This is a genomic window from Vibrio sp. Isolate23, assembly GCF_022398095.1.
GTDB lineage: Bacteria > Pseudomonadota > Gammaproteobacteria > Enterobacterales > Vibrionaceae > Vibrio > Vibrio coralliilyticus_A.
On sequence record NZ_JAKEUV010000002.1, the window covers coordinates 431,263 to 445,860 of the forward strand.

The 14,598-nt window shown below is 43.8% G+C and carries 15 protein-coding genes and 1 tRNA gene; 6 read left to right on the forward strand and 10 right to left on the reverse strand.

What is annotated here, in order from left to right; translation table 11 throughout:
• Positions 1 to 16 precede the first annotated feature (16 nt).
• Positions 17 to 643 carry a TetR/AcrR family transcriptional regulator gene (locus L1D31_RS09015; RefSeq protein WP_239836745.1) on the reverse strand — a complete coding sequence of 209 codons (627 nt, stop codon included), beginning with the start codon at positions 641 to 643 and terminating at the stop codon, positions 17 to 19.
• A 471-nt stretch (positions 644 to 1,114) separates the two neighbouring features.
• Here L1D31_RS09015 and L1D31_RS09020 point away from each other — a divergent pair, with 471 nt between their 5' ends.
• Positions 1,115 to 2,008 (forward strand): 1-aminocyclopropane-1-carboxylate deaminase/D-cysteine desulfhydrase, encoded by an 894-nt coding sequence (locus tag L1D31_RS09020; protein ID WP_239836746.1) that lies wholly within the window; start codon positions 1,115 to 1,117, stop codon positions 2,006 to 2,008.
• A 97-nt stretch (positions 2,009 to 2,105) separates the two neighbouring features.
• Positions 2,106 to 2,411: a DUF1496 domain-containing protein gene (locus tag L1D31_RS09025; RefSeq protein ID WP_239836747.1), complete on the forward strand. Its 306-nt coding sequence runs from the start codon at positions 2,106 to 2,108 to the stop codon at positions 2,409 to 2,411.
• 1 nt (position 2,412) lies between these two features.
• Here L1D31_RS09025 and L1D31_RS09030 read toward each other — a convergent pair whose 3' ends face one another.
• Positions 2,413 to 3,330, reverse strand: a complete 918-nt coding sequence (locus tag L1D31_RS09030) for an ROK family protein (protein ID WP_239836748.1) — start codon at positions 3,328 to 3,330, stop codon at positions 2,413 to 2,415.
• 150 nt (positions 3,331 to 3,480) lie between these two features.
• Here L1D31_RS09030 and manA point away from each other — a divergent pair, with 150 nt between their 5' ends.
• Together manA and L1D31_RS09040 are read left to right on the forward strand one after the other, a co-directional pair.
• Positions 3,481 to 4,665 carry a mannose-6-phosphate isomerase, class I gene (gene manA, locus L1D31_RS09035; RefSeq protein WP_239836749.1) on the forward strand — a complete coding sequence of 395 codons (1,185 nt, stop codon included), beginning with the start codon at positions 3,481 to 3,483 and terminating at the stop codon, positions 4,663 to 4,665.
• A 95-nt stretch (positions 4,666 to 4,760) separates the two neighbouring features.
• Positions 4,761 to 5,159, forward strand: a complete 399-nt coding sequence (locus L1D31_RS09040; RefSeq protein WP_239836750.1) for a DUF296 domain-containing protein — start codon at positions 4,761 to 4,763, stop codon at positions 5,157 to 5,159.
• Between the two features lie 254 nt (positions 5,160 to 5,413).
• Here the strand turns inward: L1D31_RS09040 and L1D31_RS09045 are convergent, their stop codons facing one another.
• Positions 5,414 to 5,947 carry a YbhB/YbcL family Raf kinase inhibitor-like protein gene (locus L1D31_RS09045; RefSeq protein ID WP_239836751.1) on the reverse strand — a complete coding sequence of 178 codons (534 nt, stop codon included), beginning with the start codon at positions 5,945 to 5,947 and terminating at the stop codon, positions 5,414 to 5,416.
• 50 nt (positions 5,948 to 5,997) lie between these two features.
• On the reverse strand, positions 5,998 to 7,089 hold the full coding sequence (locus L1D31_RS09050) for an alkene reductase (RefSeq protein ID WP_239836910.1): 1,092 nt from the start codon (positions 7,087 to 7,089) through the stop codon (positions 5,998 to 6,000).
• Positions 7,090 to 7,484: 395 nt separating this feature from the next.
• Between L1D31_RS09050 and L1D31_RS09055 the strand changes: the two genes are divergently transcribed.
• The gene (locus L1D31_RS09055; protein WP_239836752.1) at positions 7,485 to 7,946 is read left to right on the forward strand and encodes a VOC family protein; all 462 of its coding nucleotides are present in this window, start codon (positions 7,485 to 7,487) and stop codon (positions 7,944 to 7,946) included.
• Positions 7,947 to 8,227: 281 nt separating this feature from the next.
• Here the strand turns inward: L1D31_RS09055 and L1D31_RS09060 are convergent, their stop codons facing one another.
• The 4 genes from L1D31_RS09060 to L1D31_RS09075 form a co-directional block, all read right to left on the reverse strand.
• On the reverse strand, positions 8,228 to 8,551 hold the full coding sequence (locus L1D31_RS09060; RefSeq protein WP_239836753.1) for a hypothetical protein: 324 nt from the start codon (positions 8,549 to 8,551) through the stop codon (positions 8,228 to 8,230).
• A 290-nt stretch (positions 8,552 to 8,841) separates the two neighbouring features.
• Positions 8,842 to 8,929 (reverse strand) — tRNA-Ser (locus tag L1D31_RS09065).
• A 145-nt stretch (positions 8,930 to 9,074) separates the two neighbouring features.
• Positions 9,075 to 9,524: an L-alanine exporter AlaE gene (locus tag L1D31_RS09070; protein WP_239836754.1), complete on the reverse strand. Its 450-nt coding sequence runs from the start codon at positions 9,522 to 9,524 to the stop codon at positions 9,075 to 9,077.
• Positions 9,525 to 9,748: 224 nt separating this feature from the next.
• The gene (locus tag L1D31_RS09075; RefSeq protein ID WP_239836755.1) at positions 9,749 to 12,178 is read right to left on the reverse strand and encodes a hybrid sensor histidine kinase/response regulator; all 2,430 of its coding nucleotides are present in this window, start codon (positions 12,176 to 12,178) and stop codon (positions 9,749 to 9,751) included.
• A 124-nt stretch (positions 12,179 to 12,302) separates the two neighbouring features.
• On the opposite strand from L1D31_RS09075, the gene L1D31_RS09080 reads away from it, so the two are divergent.
• On the forward strand, positions 12,303 to 12,872 hold the full coding sequence (locus L1D31_RS09080; protein WP_239836756.1) for a UPF0149 family protein: 570 nt from the start codon (positions 12,303 to 12,305) through the stop codon (positions 12,870 to 12,872).
• Positions 12,873 to 12,903: 31 nt separating this feature from the next.
• Here the strand turns inward: L1D31_RS09080 and L1D31_RS09085 are convergent, their stop codons facing one another.
• Together L1D31_RS09085 and L1D31_RS09090 are read right to left on the reverse strand one after the other, a co-directional pair.
• Complete coding sequence (locus L1D31_RS09085) at positions 12,904 to 13,263, reverse strand: hypothetical protein (RefSeq protein ID WP_239836757.1); 360 nt, start codon at positions 13,261 to 13,263, stop codon at positions 12,904 to 12,906.
• Positions 13,256 to 14,485, reverse strand: a complete 1,230-nt coding sequence (locus L1D31_RS09090; RefSeq protein WP_239836758.1) for a serine protease — start codon at positions 14,483 to 14,485, stop codon at positions 13,256 to 13,258. The genes L1D31_RS09085 and L1D31_RS09090 overlap by 8 nt, the downstream gene beginning before the upstream one ends.
• Positions 14,486 to 14,598 lie beyond the last annotated feature (113 nt).

Below are 14,598 nucleotides of genomic sequence, written 5' to 3' on the forward strand. Positions count from 1 at the left end.
TGTTTCGATTTGTCTATTACTCAGCTGCAACACCAGCCGCCAAGTATGGGATAAGCTGATCGACAATTGACTTCGCGTCCATCTGCTTCTCGTAAGCATTCTCAGCAATTTCCATCAGAGCTTGGCTTGATGCCATCGTGAAGACACAAGTCCCCAAGGTGAAATGCAATCTCCAGAACAGCTCTTCCTGAGTCAGTTTAGGATTCGCCTTCATTACTGATTCAGTAAATAGAGACAACGTATCCTGATAACGAGTGGTAATAAACCAGCGTAAATGACCTTGTACATCGGTATAGCCACGGCCGATCAACAACATGAAACGACTCGTACCATTGGGTCTGACATCATTGAGCGCACGCAAAGGCCCTCGCAATGATTCAAATACGTCGGACATTGCGTAATCTTCGTTGAGATTAAGATTGATCAAGGCATCTTGAACCGCTGGCATAAACGCCTCCAAATAGCGATTCAATACGGCACGTACCAATGTCTTCTTATCACCAAAGTGATAGTTCACCGATGCTAGGTTGACACCCGCTTTGCTGGTTATCGTACGCAATGACGTGTCATTGAAACCGTGTTCTGCAAACAGAGCTTCCGCAACATCTAGGATTTTCTCTTTGGTCGTATTTCTCATCGACATTTCAATCACTCGTATTAAACAACTGTTTGAAATATACAACCGAAACAAATAACCAACAAGTTTTTAACATCACACTTTTGAGCATTGGTCCGACCAGATATCAAAGTTGCTAGATAAGCCTCTGAAGAAAAAATTAAATTTTTTTTGCTTTTGATGGAACTGATTTGAATAAAGGGGGTCTGAATAGGTGTAGTTAGCAGAGCCTTCTTAAGTTTACAGGCCGTAATACTTGTTTTCTTGACTGACACTACTAATTTACGCTGCTTTTTCTTATTAACTCCTATGTTTTGTATCAGCCCAGAGCCAGATTGCTCTGGGCTTTTTTTATCCTATTATTTTCTGCAATACTTCTAGGCCATAACCTTTCCCATATGCCATCAACCTTACGTGCATCGGTTTTTGATCCACCTTCATACATTTGAACGTTATTCGAGTAAGATAGCCCTCCTTCATGCACAGACAGATAGACAAATGAAACTTAGCGACACGCCAATCACTCAGCATCAATTCGATGGTATTGATTTTTACCTAAAACGTGATGATCAGCTGCATAGCCACTTCAGTGGCAACAAAGCGCGCAAGTTCATGACACTGTTGGAAGGAGATTACCCAAATACAAAAACGCTGATTAGCTATGGCAGTGCACAAGCCAATTCACTCTATTCATTAGCAGCACTGTGTGCGATCAAGGGCTGGTCATTGGAATTTTACGTAGATCATATCCCCCAATGGTTAATTGAAAGACCTATTGGTAATTATCGTGGTGCACTAGACCTTGGTGCCAGCATCATCCCCGTCAATACACGCAACCTTCACCCAACTGAATTCATTAAAACTGTCCGTCAGCCTGATTCCACCTGCCTAATCGTCGAAGAAGGTGGTCGCTCCAACGATGCCCGATTGGGGGTTGAACAACTTGCCCGTGAAATATTGTCTTGGACTCGCTTTGAAACAGGCAAAACGTTTACCGTCGCCTTGCCTTCAGGAACGGGCACCACTGCTTTATACCTACATCAATTTCTTAAAATGCATCATATCGAGGTCATTACTTGCCCATGTGTCGGAGGTAAGGAGTATCTTATCGAGCAATTTAAACAGCTCGGCGAAACCGATTTCCCACACATCCTTGAGCTCGAAAACAAACACCATTTCGGCAAACTTTATCGCCAAGATTATGAAATCTGGCGTAAACTCTTGGAGAAAACCGACGTTGAATTTGATTTACTCTACGACCCAATGATGTGGCAATGCTTACAGTCTTGGTTTGCGGAGAACCCTGATAAAACGATCATTTACGTCCATCAAGGTGGCTTACTGGGGAACGAAAGTATGCTACCTCGTTATCAGCGTAAATATGGAGACTAAAAAGAAACAAACACAATCACACATTTTTCTCGGTAACGACTTAATCGCGACTAAGAATCGGTCGCCTACAGATTAGGATTTCGTCTAAGGAGAGTTTATGCGCATCAATCTATTCACTTTGCTGTTGTTGGCATCAGCATCCGCTTCAGCAAATGTTATTACGACGCCCGGTAAAGCCGTCCTAGCCATTGATGGAAGCGAAGCGGCCAAGCGGGTTTGTTACTATCAAGACCAAGGATACTCATTAGGCGCGATACTTCAGGTCGGAGAACACTACATGAAGTGCACCGAAGCCAATGATTTTGAAACTAACGGCGCATTAAAATGGGCTCCTCTCAATGAACAAACGCAAGCGGAACCCAAGCAGACAAACCCAAGCGTAAAAAGCTATTCGATTAACTGATTTATTGTTCAAACGAATGCAGAAACGCTGCTCCGCGAACACCTGACGAGTCACCATGAACGTTTTTCACAATGCGCGTTTTGGCTGATTTATTAAACGTATACTGGTTAAGTTTTTCATTGACAAGCGGATACACGGCATCAACATTTGACATCCCACCTCCAAGTACAATTACTTCAGGGTCGATAAAATTGACAACGGAAGCACATACGCGAGCCAGTTGGTCACAGTAGAGATCAAAATGCTGTCGTGCATCTTGGTTACCTTGCGCATACATAGCCATAATTTTTTTCGAATCCGCAGGATAGTACTTCTCTGAAAATGAACGACTAAATCCAGTACCAGAAACAAATGACTCAGTGCAGTTAAGTGAACCGCAGTAACACTCAACTGGTTGACCGTCTTTTTCCTTATCGTATCCAGGCAATGGGTTATGTCCTAACTCTCCGCCTAGCTTATTTAAACCCGTCACTAAGCCATTATTGATGATGACGCCAGAACCACAGCCCGTGCCAATAATCATAGCGATGCAGGAGTTCTGTGCCTGTTTTGCTGCCCCATCTTTAAACTCGGACAGCGCAAGGCAATCAGCATCATTGGCGAGCGCAACGGGAACATCAATAGACTTGCGCAAATCCCCAATGAAATCTTGACCATTTAACACCGTGACATTCGCCCCTTGCATCAGCCCATCGTTACCCACCGAGCCACAACAACCAATGCCAATCGAATCAACCTCACCATATTTCTCAACTTGTTTGATCACAGTGAGGACTGAATGGAGAAACCCTTGATAGCTTTTGATATCCGTTGACTCACGATGCTTGACTAGCGTTGCATAGGTCTCTTTATCTAACCCTACACCTTCTATTTTTGTCCCACCTATATCCAGCCCTACCAGCATAGTTTTCCTCGTCATCGTCCTGCTAAAATTTCACTTCATCATGACATAGTCACACTCCTATCTCTTTTATCTTGCTCATGATATTGGCAAGTTTGTAAACTAGACGAGTTTAGGCCTGAGAACTTTTTGGCCATTTGCTAGCGGTATTTTTTGTAAGGTATAAGAATGTCTCACTCTGCTCCATTTTTCCTATTGGAAAACGTTATTCAAAACTACCCTTGGGGTAGCCACGATTCGATCAATACATTGTTTGGTATCGCCAACCCTGACCATCGGCCTCAAGCGGAAATTTGGATGGGCGCCCACCCAAACGGCTGCTCAAAGATCCAGATTGATAATAAAACCGTACTGCTTTCTGACTACATCGAGCAAAACCCAGACCAAACCATCGGTGCAGAGACGAATCAACGCTTCGGTGAGCTGCCTTTCCTGTTTAAAGTGCTAGCTGCGGCACAAGCGCTGTCCATCCAAGTGCACCCGTCCAAAGCACAAGCTGAAGAAGGATTTGCGAGAGAAGACAAAGCCGGTATTGACCGCGGGGCATCTAACCGAAATTACAAAGACCCTAACCATAAACCGGAATTGGTTTACGCTCTGACACCTTACATGGCGATGAATGGTTTTCGTGATTTTAACGATATTATCGCGCTATTTGACGCCCTCAACGCGCAAGTTCTGCAATCCGATATTGACGCATTTCGTTCAGACCTTTCTCCACAAGGGTTACAGAAATTCTTTAAAGCGATACTAGAGCTCGATGGCGAGAAGAAGTCGAAAGCGCTTGATGCACTGCTAAGTTGGGCGGGAAATAGTAAAGATCCACTGGCAACACTGGTTTTAGCACTCAACAAACAATATCCGAACGATGTGGGCTTACTTGCTCCGTTGATGTTGAATGTACTAGAGCTCCAGCCGGGTGAAGCCATGTTTTTAGATGCAGGTACTCCTCATGCCTACATCAAAGGCACAGGTCTAGAAATCATGGCTAACTCTGATAACGTGTTGCGTGCAGGCTTAACCCCTAAATACATGGATGTTGAAGAGCTGGTCAGTAGTTGTAAATTCGAAGCACTGGATAACAACAAAATCTTGACTCAACCAATTACAGACGGTTGCGAGCTAAGCTTTCCAGTTCCTGTCGACGACTTTAAATTCTCTGTGCTCCAACAGCCAGAAAATCATACATTGGTGTTGAGCCGAGCAGAGATCATCTTCGCCATCGATAACGATGTAACACTACAAGCTGGTGACGATACCTTAGTTCTAAGTAAAGGGCAGTCCGCTTTCGTCCCTCTATCAACCCAAACGATCACCGTCAGCTCGCAAGGTGCAGTCGCAAGAGCGCATTAAGCTTTTACGCTTGAAGTGATACAAATTAAACAATGTAAAGGAGCAATCAATTTGCTCCTTTTATTTTACAAACTTTTAGCGCGTGAGAATATTCTATGATTCAGCCTATTGCGACTCGACTCACCAAAGGGCAAGACCTAAAAAAGCAAATTCAGTCTCTGGTAAAACAACATAGTATTCAGGCAGGAACAATTGCATCCTGTGTAGGGTGTTTGCAACAAATCAGCATTCGCCTCGCAGGCGCCGAACAATCCATAACGCTAACCCAACCTTTTGAAATTGTTTCAGTGATGGGGACACTGACCCCAAATCACCAACACATCCACATTTCGGTCGCAAATAGCGCAGGTCAGGTAATTGGCGGCCATCTTCTCGAAAACAGTATCATAGACACTACAGCAGAACTGATCCTTCACAAGTACCCTAACCTGAATTTTTCCAGAGAACAGGATAAAACAACGGGGTATACCGAGTTGGTGATTGGAGATTGTTGAGATAAGAAGTAATGGATAGTAATGACTCCAGCCTCTTTAAAACACCCACCTATCATCTTAGGTAGTCATAAGCCTGACAGACCAGAGCGCTGTTTAGACTTAACAATATAATAAATCCAAGTGCATGAATACACTTGGATTCTGACATCCTCGCAGGCTTGTTCAACCGTCCATTTCAGGCTTAACTAATCAGCACGGGTACTGTCTGGATCTGAGTAAGCAGTAATTGAAACACGATCTGAGCCTTGTATTCTCTAGCGCGTATAGGTCACTGTCAATGTCGCTTTACCTAGAGCCACACTATTTAAGGTAAACCCGACTACGGCTGCGGGCGTTTGTGCATTAAGATCTAAGGTGGCAGTAGGAAGCGCCCAAACAGTAAACTGATAGCGATGCATACCATCTCCAACGGGCGGGCACGCACCTCCATAGCCGGTCGTGCCAAAGTCGATTCGAGATTCTGTGCCACCTAATTTGTTGATGTCTGCTCCGCGGGGTAATGCATTAACAGAAGCCGGAATGTTAAATGCCAACCAATGCCAGAAGCCACTTCCTGTCGGTGCATCGGGATCATACACTGAGATTGCATAGCTCTTGGTCCCAGCAGGTGCTCCCTTCCATGTCAGCTGAGGAGACAAATTGTCACCATCACAACCCCAGCCCTGATACTCAAAGGTTTTCTGCATCGGATGGCCTTCAATAACGTCTTCGCTCATAAGTTCAAACGCCTGAACAGAGCCCGTCGTTAGGATACCTACTGCCAGTAAAGATTTAGCTATCTTTTTCATTGTTGTCCTTTCCTGTTTTGTTTAAAAGTAGCAGCTTGAGCCCAGTGCCTTTAGCCATACGTAGGGTAATCGGTATACCCGCGTTCATCACCACCAAACAGTGTCGCACCATCCAGCTCCTGCAGAGGCTGTTGATGCTTTAGGCGTGCCACCAAATCTGGGTTAGAAACAAACGGACGCCCAAACGCGACTAAATCTGCATACCCTTTTTCGAGTACGATCTCCGCACGTTGTTGGGTGTAGCTGCCCGCGACAATAATGGTATTGGTGAAGTAGTCACGCAGCTCAGCTCTGAAACTTTCGGGAATCACTGGCGCGTCATCCCAGTCAGCTTCCGACAGATGTAAGTAAGCAATATCACGAGCTTGAAGTTGCTTAGACGCTTTTAAAATCGTCGGTACAATCTCCGGGCAGTTCATGTCCTTAAAGGTGATGAAAGGCGCCAGTCGCACTCCGACTTTATCAGCACCGATGGCATCACTAACGGCATCGACCACCTCTAATAAAAAGCGAATACGGTTTGCCTGAGTTCCGCCGTATTGATCGGTTCTGTGGTTGGAGTTTGTGCGCAGGAACTGATCAATCAAGTAACCGTTACCGCCGTGAATTTCAACGCCATCGAAACCCGCTTCAATCGCACGCTTTGCTGCATAAGCAAAATCACTCACCACTCGGTCAATATCTGCCTGAGACATGGCTCTTGGCTCGACACAATCCACCATATTGCCGTTGCCATTTTCGTCGGAGATCCACACTTGAGTATCTACTGGTTTCAGAGCTGATGGCGCGATAGGTTGCTCGCCGTTTTGAAAACTTGGGTGCGATACGCGACCGACATGCCATAGCTGACAAAACATGACAGCACCTTGTTGTTTAGCGGCTTGAGTCACGGTTTTCCAACCCGCGACTTGTTCGTCGGTGTATACGCCCGGAGTGAAAGAATAGCCTTGCGAATCGTCAGAAATCTGTGTTGCTTCAGAGATAATTAAGCCCGCGGTCGCGCGTTGCTGGTAATAAGTTGCCATCATTGGGTTAGGTATATTACCCGGCTGGCTGGTGCGCGCTCGGGTCATGGGTGCCATCACAACACGGTTTTGCAGATCCAGTTGCTTTAGTTGCGTCGGCTCAAACAGTTTGCTCATCATCGGTTCCTCAGTTAAGACGCGGTCACTGGGATGATTGCTAACGAACTCCAGTCGACCTGATAATCATGGAGTCAGTATATTGATCAGAGCTAGTTTGATAATTAGGGGAAATTTGAATTAACTATTCGGCTCAACCAAATAATGACGAATGAGGGGCTGAATGGGTGAGCCGCCTCAACTAAAGATCAAGAAGCGGAGAGCATGACATTGTAAGCAATGTGATAGTGGACAAGATATCAGGGTACGACAGAACTATGACTAGTGTGTCGCAGGGTAAGTTATAGACTATTCGGTTTGGATAAAAAGTGTTTTTAGGTTGGCTGCCCTTCTCTTTGCCGTCACCGATCACGTATTGTAAATCGTACGTTTCCCTTCAGGCACAAGGTAATCATATGCGTATAAAGGCCATCGATCACTTTACCATCAGAACCTCTAACCTAGATATAACCATACAGTTCTTTGAACAGTCTCTTGGACTACAGAACGGCCCTCGCCCTCAATTTGCTTTTCCAGGTGCTTGGATGTATGACGATGATGGACACCCTATTTTACACCTAGTATCTCTCCCTGCTGGGCATATTCCCAAAACGCTGGCAGATTATTTAGGTAGCAAGGAAGGCCAAGCAGGCTCAGGGGCCATAGACCATATCTCATTCAAAGGACACCACCTCGCATCAACTCAGCAGCACTTGACGCAACTGAAGATTCCTTTTCGTGAACGCGTGATCCCGCAAATCAATGAGCATCAGATCTTTCTCGACGATCCAAACGGTATCACGATTGAAATTATTTTCCCTTTTTCACCCGACAACAAGATAGTAGGCACCCCCTTACCCGTGGTCGAACTCACTTAACAATGTGGGGAGTTTTCTCTGGACTTTAGGGGATATCTAGCCGCTGATGAGTTTTATTCCAAACCCGTTTTGCTCTTACTGTATCGTTTTGTCAGTCGGCTCATGACACGGTCAGAAGGTAAGAGCCAATTCGGCCTCTCGACCTGTATTAGCTCATAAGTTATATATACCGCATCACTTATGGTGATGTGTGTCCGTGTTGGTCATATTAGAAAGCCAATCATGCATTACTGACTTAAGGTATTCATAATTTAATTAGTCACCTATCAGTAATTCAGAACTCACCACACTAACCACTTAAAATAACAAAGAATAATAAACGCTGTCGTCAATCCGACCCAGCCAATAGCTTTGGTGACAACTTCAGGAGAATGCTGATTGAAATGCGGAAACAATATGGCACCAAACGATAGCGCTGGTAACAAACCGTAAAGTTGCCCCATATACTTAGACTTCATAGCGGGAAATGGCTCTATCAGCAGATAGACAATCAGGTAGAGCCCATACAAGGCCATAGCAATAAGCGCTTCCTTTAAGGATGTCTCACTACCCTCGACAAAGAAGTAAAAAGCCCCTAGAACAACAAACACCATTGTTTCAATCACATTGATGCTCCTTTTGAGCTAGGCCGATAGATTGCGTTATGACTTGATCTGACTGTCTCATTGAAGGCTTGTCTATTTGGTTCAACACTAACGAACTTCCTTTAGGTCATAAACATGGGTAAGGAAGCATACTAAGTGCATGACTTTAAAGCAAAGTCAGAGAAAAATTGCCTGAAGGAATTTCACTTTAATTGCTAAGTTTGCTCGCGAGATCAGCTTCAAGCTGCGGCTTATTTTATGGAGTTGAGACATAAAAAAAAGACGTCCTAGGACGTCTTTCTTCAAGAATGTGGCGGTGAGTGAGAGATTCGAACTCTCGATACGTTGCCGTATACACACTTTCCAGGCGTGCTCCTTCAGCCACTCGGACAACTCACCGAATCGAATTGTGGTTGGTTTGCTCACCAACGAGGCGCTAATTTAATGATTCTATTGGGTTAGGTCAAGCCTATTAAGGAAAAAAAACGCCACATCTTGAACGTTTGATTACTTAATGGCTAATTCGACCAGATTTCCTGCAAAATCAGGCTTGCTGGTAGTATCCCGGCACCTTAAACCACTTGCGGCACATATCGAGAAAGTAACCATACAAGACACCCATTCCACATGAGATCACTGCATTCGAGGTTACTGCGGTTAGGATTTGATCACTTGATGCGCCAACTGCAAATAAGATCGCTGCATACACTGGCGATTGAAACAGTACGTAGGCGATCAAATCGGACATATTCTTCATCATACTTGTGGATGAAACTCGCTCACCTTGCCTAAGCATGAAATCTCTGAACATGCCGTATGGCCAAGCAATCGCAATATTTACCGGAATAGAAAGGGTTCGTGAAGCCAACGATTGCTCGAACGTCAGCCCAGAAATAAAGATTTCTACAATCATTCCAGAAACAAAGCAGAATACCACCATAGCAAAAGTGTCTGCTGCAGCATTACGAATACAGAACGGCCCACGCGGCTTCATCTAAAACCTCAGTATATAAATCCAAATAAGAACAATAAAAGTAGCAATATAAACTGGTAAAAATTCAAAACACCAGCACATAAGACTATTATTACATGAATTAATTAGTTTTAGATTTCAAATAAAAACAAAAGTAGTAAATAAACCACCAAACCCAGTAAAAAGGTCAGATTAATTCACTAAAAATCTGGATCTCGCTCACAAAGCAACCAAAATCAAGTAATTTACTTACAAAAATCTTTTAGCAGAACGGTTAAAACGTCCAAATCTGATTGGGAAGGGACCTCCCCTATTGTAAGTTTCATCTGTATCGCTTTCAGGGTTTCTTCCAAGTGTTGATCTTCAATGCCTGTTGTCACCGCTTTCAGGGCTTGAAAATGCTCTTGCGCTTCTTCTAGATCACCATTCTCTAGAGACATATAGAACGTCAGCAATACTGATTCTGTTTCTTCAGTTTCTATGTTTGAGCCACTCAGTAACATGGGCTTGTATTGGTACAAACGCTCAGAATATTGATAAAGTGCATCATCCAGCTCATTCTCGTCAATGGGCTTAGATACTATATAATCCACTCCAACCCCCAACATCCGTTCACGCGTTTCTTTAAAAACATCAGCTGTGCAGCCTAAAATTAGAATTTTAGATTTTGAGCTAGGCAAAGAGCGAATAGCAGAGGTGGCCTCCACGCCATCCATAACTGGCATATGATTGTCCATTAGCACTAAATCATACTCTTTACTGGCAATAGCGTGGATAGATAGTTCACCATTCTCAACCACATCACACTCAAAGCCTTTGTTGGTCATGAAGGTATTGATGATGATGGCATTGGTACGGTTATCCTCAACGATAAGAGCTTTTAAGCCACTATAGTTGAGCTTACTGTGTTCTTTAATCTCCTGATTGCGAGGCTCACAGTGGTCTATTGCCACCAATACATCAAAACTGGTGCCTATACCCAATTCACTCGCTAATGTCACACAGCCATTCATTAGGGTACATAACTGTTTGACGATGGCTAATCCTAAGCCTGTACCTCCAAAACGTCGCGTGGTAGAAGACTCAGCCTGCTCAAAAGGCTTGAATATTTTTTGCTGCGCTTCTTTTGCGATGCCAATTCCAGTATCTCGTACTTTAATCTCCAAATAGTTTTGCCCTTGCTTCTCTATCTCTTTGAAATACACCTCTACATATCCACGCGACGTGAACTTCACAGCATTATTAAGGAGGTTGAACAATATTTGCCGTAAACGTGCTTTATCGGACATATACCAGCGGTCATGGGGGACTTCTGAGTAAACTTTGAATTGCAGGCCTTTTTCTGAGCAAAGGGTAAAGTAGACACTATTAATACTGCCGATGATGGCTTCAAGTGGGAATGGATTATTTTCAAGCTCCAAATGACCTTGCTCGATTTTCGAGAAATCAAGAATTTCGTTAAGTAGTGTCATCATATGATCACCTGATTCATATAAGGTTTTCATATGCTTTTGCTGCTCTTCCGTGAGATCCGTTTTCAGAAGTATCTGAGCGGTACCAAGGACGCCATTCATCGGTGTCCGAATTTCATGAGATAAGGTGGCAAGAAATGCGCTTTTGGCTTTTGTTGAAGCTTGTGCTTTTTGCTTCTCTGCTTCGAGAAAGACGGTTTTCTGGTTGAATGTATCAATAAGATGTTTGATTTCGTCTTGGCTGTTATAAGTCATATCGATGATTCCTCCCTCAATTGAATCATCAACTTTCTTAGCGATAATCACGATAGGCGAGATCAGGAAACGATTGATTAAGAAATACCCCATCATCACACAAGCAAGCATTATGGGGATGATACCCGCTTCAACTTTTGACACTAAGTCATACACTTGCTCCGTCACTAAACGATTGGCATTGACGACATCGATGTACCATTTAAAATCACCAAAATCAGTGCTACTGATGTAGATGTCTTCAACAACCTGAAAATTATGTTCAGTGATCACATCCCCGTAGGAATCTTTTAGTATGACACCTAGTTCGTACTCTTCTGCATGTTTGCGAACAAAAGAAACCAAACTCTCGAGCGATATGTCTATGGTGGCTACACCAGAAAAAACATCATCAATATAGTAAGGTGAGGAGGCGGTGATCATTTGAACATGTGTAAAAGGGTCAATATATACCTCTGACCAAGACACTGTCCCCATCGGTTTATTGACTACAGAGGTATACCAGGACTCTTTGTCGTAGCCGCCCGACTCCGGGTTATCCCAAGAAAAAACCTGATCGACTTGACCGTCACTGGCACGATTGAAAAACAAACTTTTGTAAGCAATCCCTTTATCTATTGAATAAGGAATCGGCCATAAACCACCGCTGATAGCCACACCATCGATCACCGAGAAAAGCTTATAAAGCATCTCTGCCTGATGGCCTTGTGGTTCATTAGTGCTCCCAATACTAACGACACTTTGCAAAATACCAAGAGAACTGTTCAAAGGCTCTTTGATTTCAGCAGCGATGATTTGGGTTCGCAAGTCGATATTCTTTTCCAACTGGTCGCGCACAGGTGGTTCAACCACAAGATAACTCACTGTACCTATCACTGCTATGACAAATGCCATGTACATAGCAAGCGCTAAAAAGCTCTTTCTTTTGAGGGAGGAACGAATTTCCATAAGCCTTTGAATTTTGTCTGTTTACATCCAATTATAGCGGAGATAGCGCAGCTGCCACCTTTTTATGTCTCGTTTTGGCTGTTAGTATTAGCTCAATTTCAATTACCCCTCTTTGGTATTCATTTTGACACTACAAGACATTCTTTCTCAGCCAGAACTGGAAAACCGACTGATCAACGAGCCCAAAACCCAAGGGTTTGTTACCGCTATGGCTGCGGCACCCAATGTATTGCCACCTGAAGAGTGGCTTCCTTTTCTATGGGGAGGTGAAGAAGTGGCACCATTCACTGATGGTGAGCAGTTGGAAACCTACATCGAGTTGATCATCGCAATGTGGAATGAGTACCGCCCTGCTTTATTGGGCAACCAATGGGTATGGCCAAGTACATGTTCTCTAGACGAAGCAGACATCGTCAATCAAGCAGCACGAGACTTCTGTGAAGGTGTTCTACAAGGTTGGCAACTCGCCAGAGACGATTGGGAGACCATCATGCCCGAAGCTAGTGAAGACAGCGCATTGCTGGGAGGAGTGTTGCTATCTTTAAGCATGCTTTATGACCCAGAGACATCAATTGCAACACTTGCAGAGCAAGGAATTGAAGGCCTTGAGCAATTTGAAGAGATATTTAACGCGATTCCGACCATGTTATGTGGCCTAGCAATGCGCGGCTCCATGTTGGTGGAAGCGGAATAAAAACAAAGCCGGCTTTTAGCCGGCTTTTTACTTACTTTCGAATAGCCTCACCCTTCGGGTTATTGACCGTAATACGCTTGCCCTTTATTGACTCCAATAAAGGTAGCTCAAACGCTTCATAAGCAGGCATTCGTTTACAAAGGTCTTTCTTGATTCGAATTATCGATATCCCGACTTTCTCTGCATCCTCACTATCAACACGAATTACAAAGTCTTCATTCGAGCTGCATCCTGTGGAAACTGCCTTAAAAGATATCCGCCCTTCGCTAACATTATGGTTTTCAAGAGGCACCACAAGGTTAGTTTGATTCACGTTACTAGACGTTGAGTTACACGCAGCCAGACTTAGCCCTGAAAGAACCAACAGTAGGCTAGTACACCACTTAAACATTTTTTCTCTCTTTCATTCTGCTCACAAAGCCCAATACAGCTAATAGCATTAGGCCGTAAGACGTTGAGCCACCGCTTCCACCACTACCATTTGCCACAGTGTTTCCATAGCTATATATGATATGCATATCCAGCTCGCCAGCCACACTATGATCCGTAGCGACCTTCATCGTGGCACGGTTTGATGACGCATAAACGGTAGAAGCATCTACTTTAATGTCTATAGAACAAGAATCACCTTGGTTTAAAGTTGACGAGCAATTATTTGAAACTAAAGTGACGCCTGACGGAGTGGTAATGTTCGTCACATCAAAGGATTCTGCTCCGTAGTTTCGGATTGGTAGACTATAGGAATATTCGCCACTTTTAGAGCTAAGTAAAATATCTTGGGTGTAGCTGACGTTTGCAGTTTTCTTGTTGATCCAGCCATTGGTATCAAAATATCCAACGTTTGCATAAACACCATAAGCGTTAGCTTGAGCGCATCCATCCCCCCAACTTACGACACCCACTTGTTTATAGGTACCGCCGTCATTGACAACTAATGGCCCACCGCTATCCCCCTGACAAGAGTCTTTTCCACCTGCTTGATAACCCGCACAAATAGCATCTGTTCCCACAGTAGCGTAATTGCCACCTAAGTTTTGGCAAGTGCCTCTATCAACATAAGGTAGATTAACCTGATACAGCTCTGTTGGGTACACTTTACCTGTAGTACTTTGGTTACCCCATCCCATGACAGTCAGGCTTTGGCCTACAGACAAATTGTTCACTTCTGTTTCAGTTGCAAGTGCTACTTGAGTCGCCGTAACATCGTTTACCAACTCTAGAATAGCGATATCATTCACTGCAGTTGATGCGTTGTAATCTTGATGTATGTAATGAGCACGTACTGCTACACGCTGACCTTCTGTCGCTTCATTGTTTAGATCATGAATACCTATCGATACATCAATTTCACTCGCCGCTTTATCATCCACACAGTGTGCAGCAGTTAATACATACTTCCCGCCAATAAAACTGCCGCCACAAAACTGACCGCTATACGCATCGCTTGATGTATTTTTAATAAGGGCTGTCATAAATGGCCAGTCAGATTTTCCAGCCACTGAGCCATTGATAATACGAGTATTAATCTCATTCTGAGAAGTCGCTGACTCTTGAGCATTCGAAGCCATAGGCATCAGTATACCCACCACAAAAGCCACTAACGTTTTTTGCATGTAATACTTCCTTTCTTATTAATAGTGCAAATAATCGGAAGTAAAGTAATACAAATATTCAAAAAATCAATATGTGAGACAAAAATATAATAGGAGTCTCTTATTTGACATTC

Excerpts from the sequence above, each read along its gene's own strand:
- manA (WP_239836749.1), top strand. The coding sequence starts at position 3,481 with ATGTCTCACTCTGCTCCATTTTTCCTATTGGAAAACGTTATTCAAAAC.
- L1D31_RS09090 (WP_239836758.1), bottom strand. The coding sequence starts at position 14,485 with ATGCAAAAAACGTTAGTGGCTTTTGTGGTGGGTATACTGATGCCTATG.
- L1D31_RS09075 (WP_239836755.1), bottom strand. The coding sequence starts at position 12,178 with ATGGAAATTCGTTCCTCCCTCAAAAGAAAGAGCTTTTTAGCGCTTGCT.
- L1D31_RS09015 (WP_239836745.1), bottom strand. The coding sequence starts at position 643 with ATGTCGATGAGAAATACGACCAAAGAGAAAATCCTAGATGTTGCGGAA.
- L1D31_RS09055 (WP_239836752.1), top strand. The coding sequence starts at position 7,485 with ATGCGTATAAAGGCCATCGATCACTTTACCATCAGAACCTCTAACCTA.
- L1D31_RS09050 (WP_239836910.1), bottom strand. The coding sequence starts at position 7,089 with ATGAGCAAACTGTTTGAGCCGACGCAACTAAAGCAACTGGATCTGCAA.
- L1D31_RS09030 (WP_239836748.1), bottom strand. The coding sequence starts at position 3,330 with ATGACGAGGAAAACTATGCTGGTAGGGCTGGATATAGGTGGGACAAAA.
- L1D31_RS09025 (WP_239836747.1), top strand. The coding sequence starts at position 2,106 with ATGCGCATCAATCTATTCACTTTGCTGTTGTTGGCATCAGCATCCGCT.
- L1D31_RS09020 (WP_239836746.1), top strand. The coding sequence starts at position 1,115 with ATGAAACTTAGCGACACGCCAATCACTCAGCATCAATTCGATGGTATT.
- L1D31_RS09045 (WP_239836751.1), bottom strand. The coding sequence starts at position 5,947 with ATGAAAAAGATAGCTAAATCTTTACTGGCAGTAGGTATCCTAACGACG.
- L1D31_RS09040 (WP_239836750.1), top strand. The coding sequence starts at position 4,761 with ATGATTCAGCCTATTGCGACTCGACTCACCAAAGGGCAAGACCTAAAA.
- L1D31_RS09070 (WP_239836754.1), bottom strand. The coding sequence starts at position 9,524 with ATGAAGCCGCGTGGGCCGTTCTGTATTCGTAATGCTGCAGCAGACACT.
- L1D31_RS09085 (WP_239836757.1), bottom strand. The coding sequence starts at position 13,263 with ATGTTTAAGTGGTGTACTAGCCTACTGTTGGTTCTTTCAGGGCTAAGT.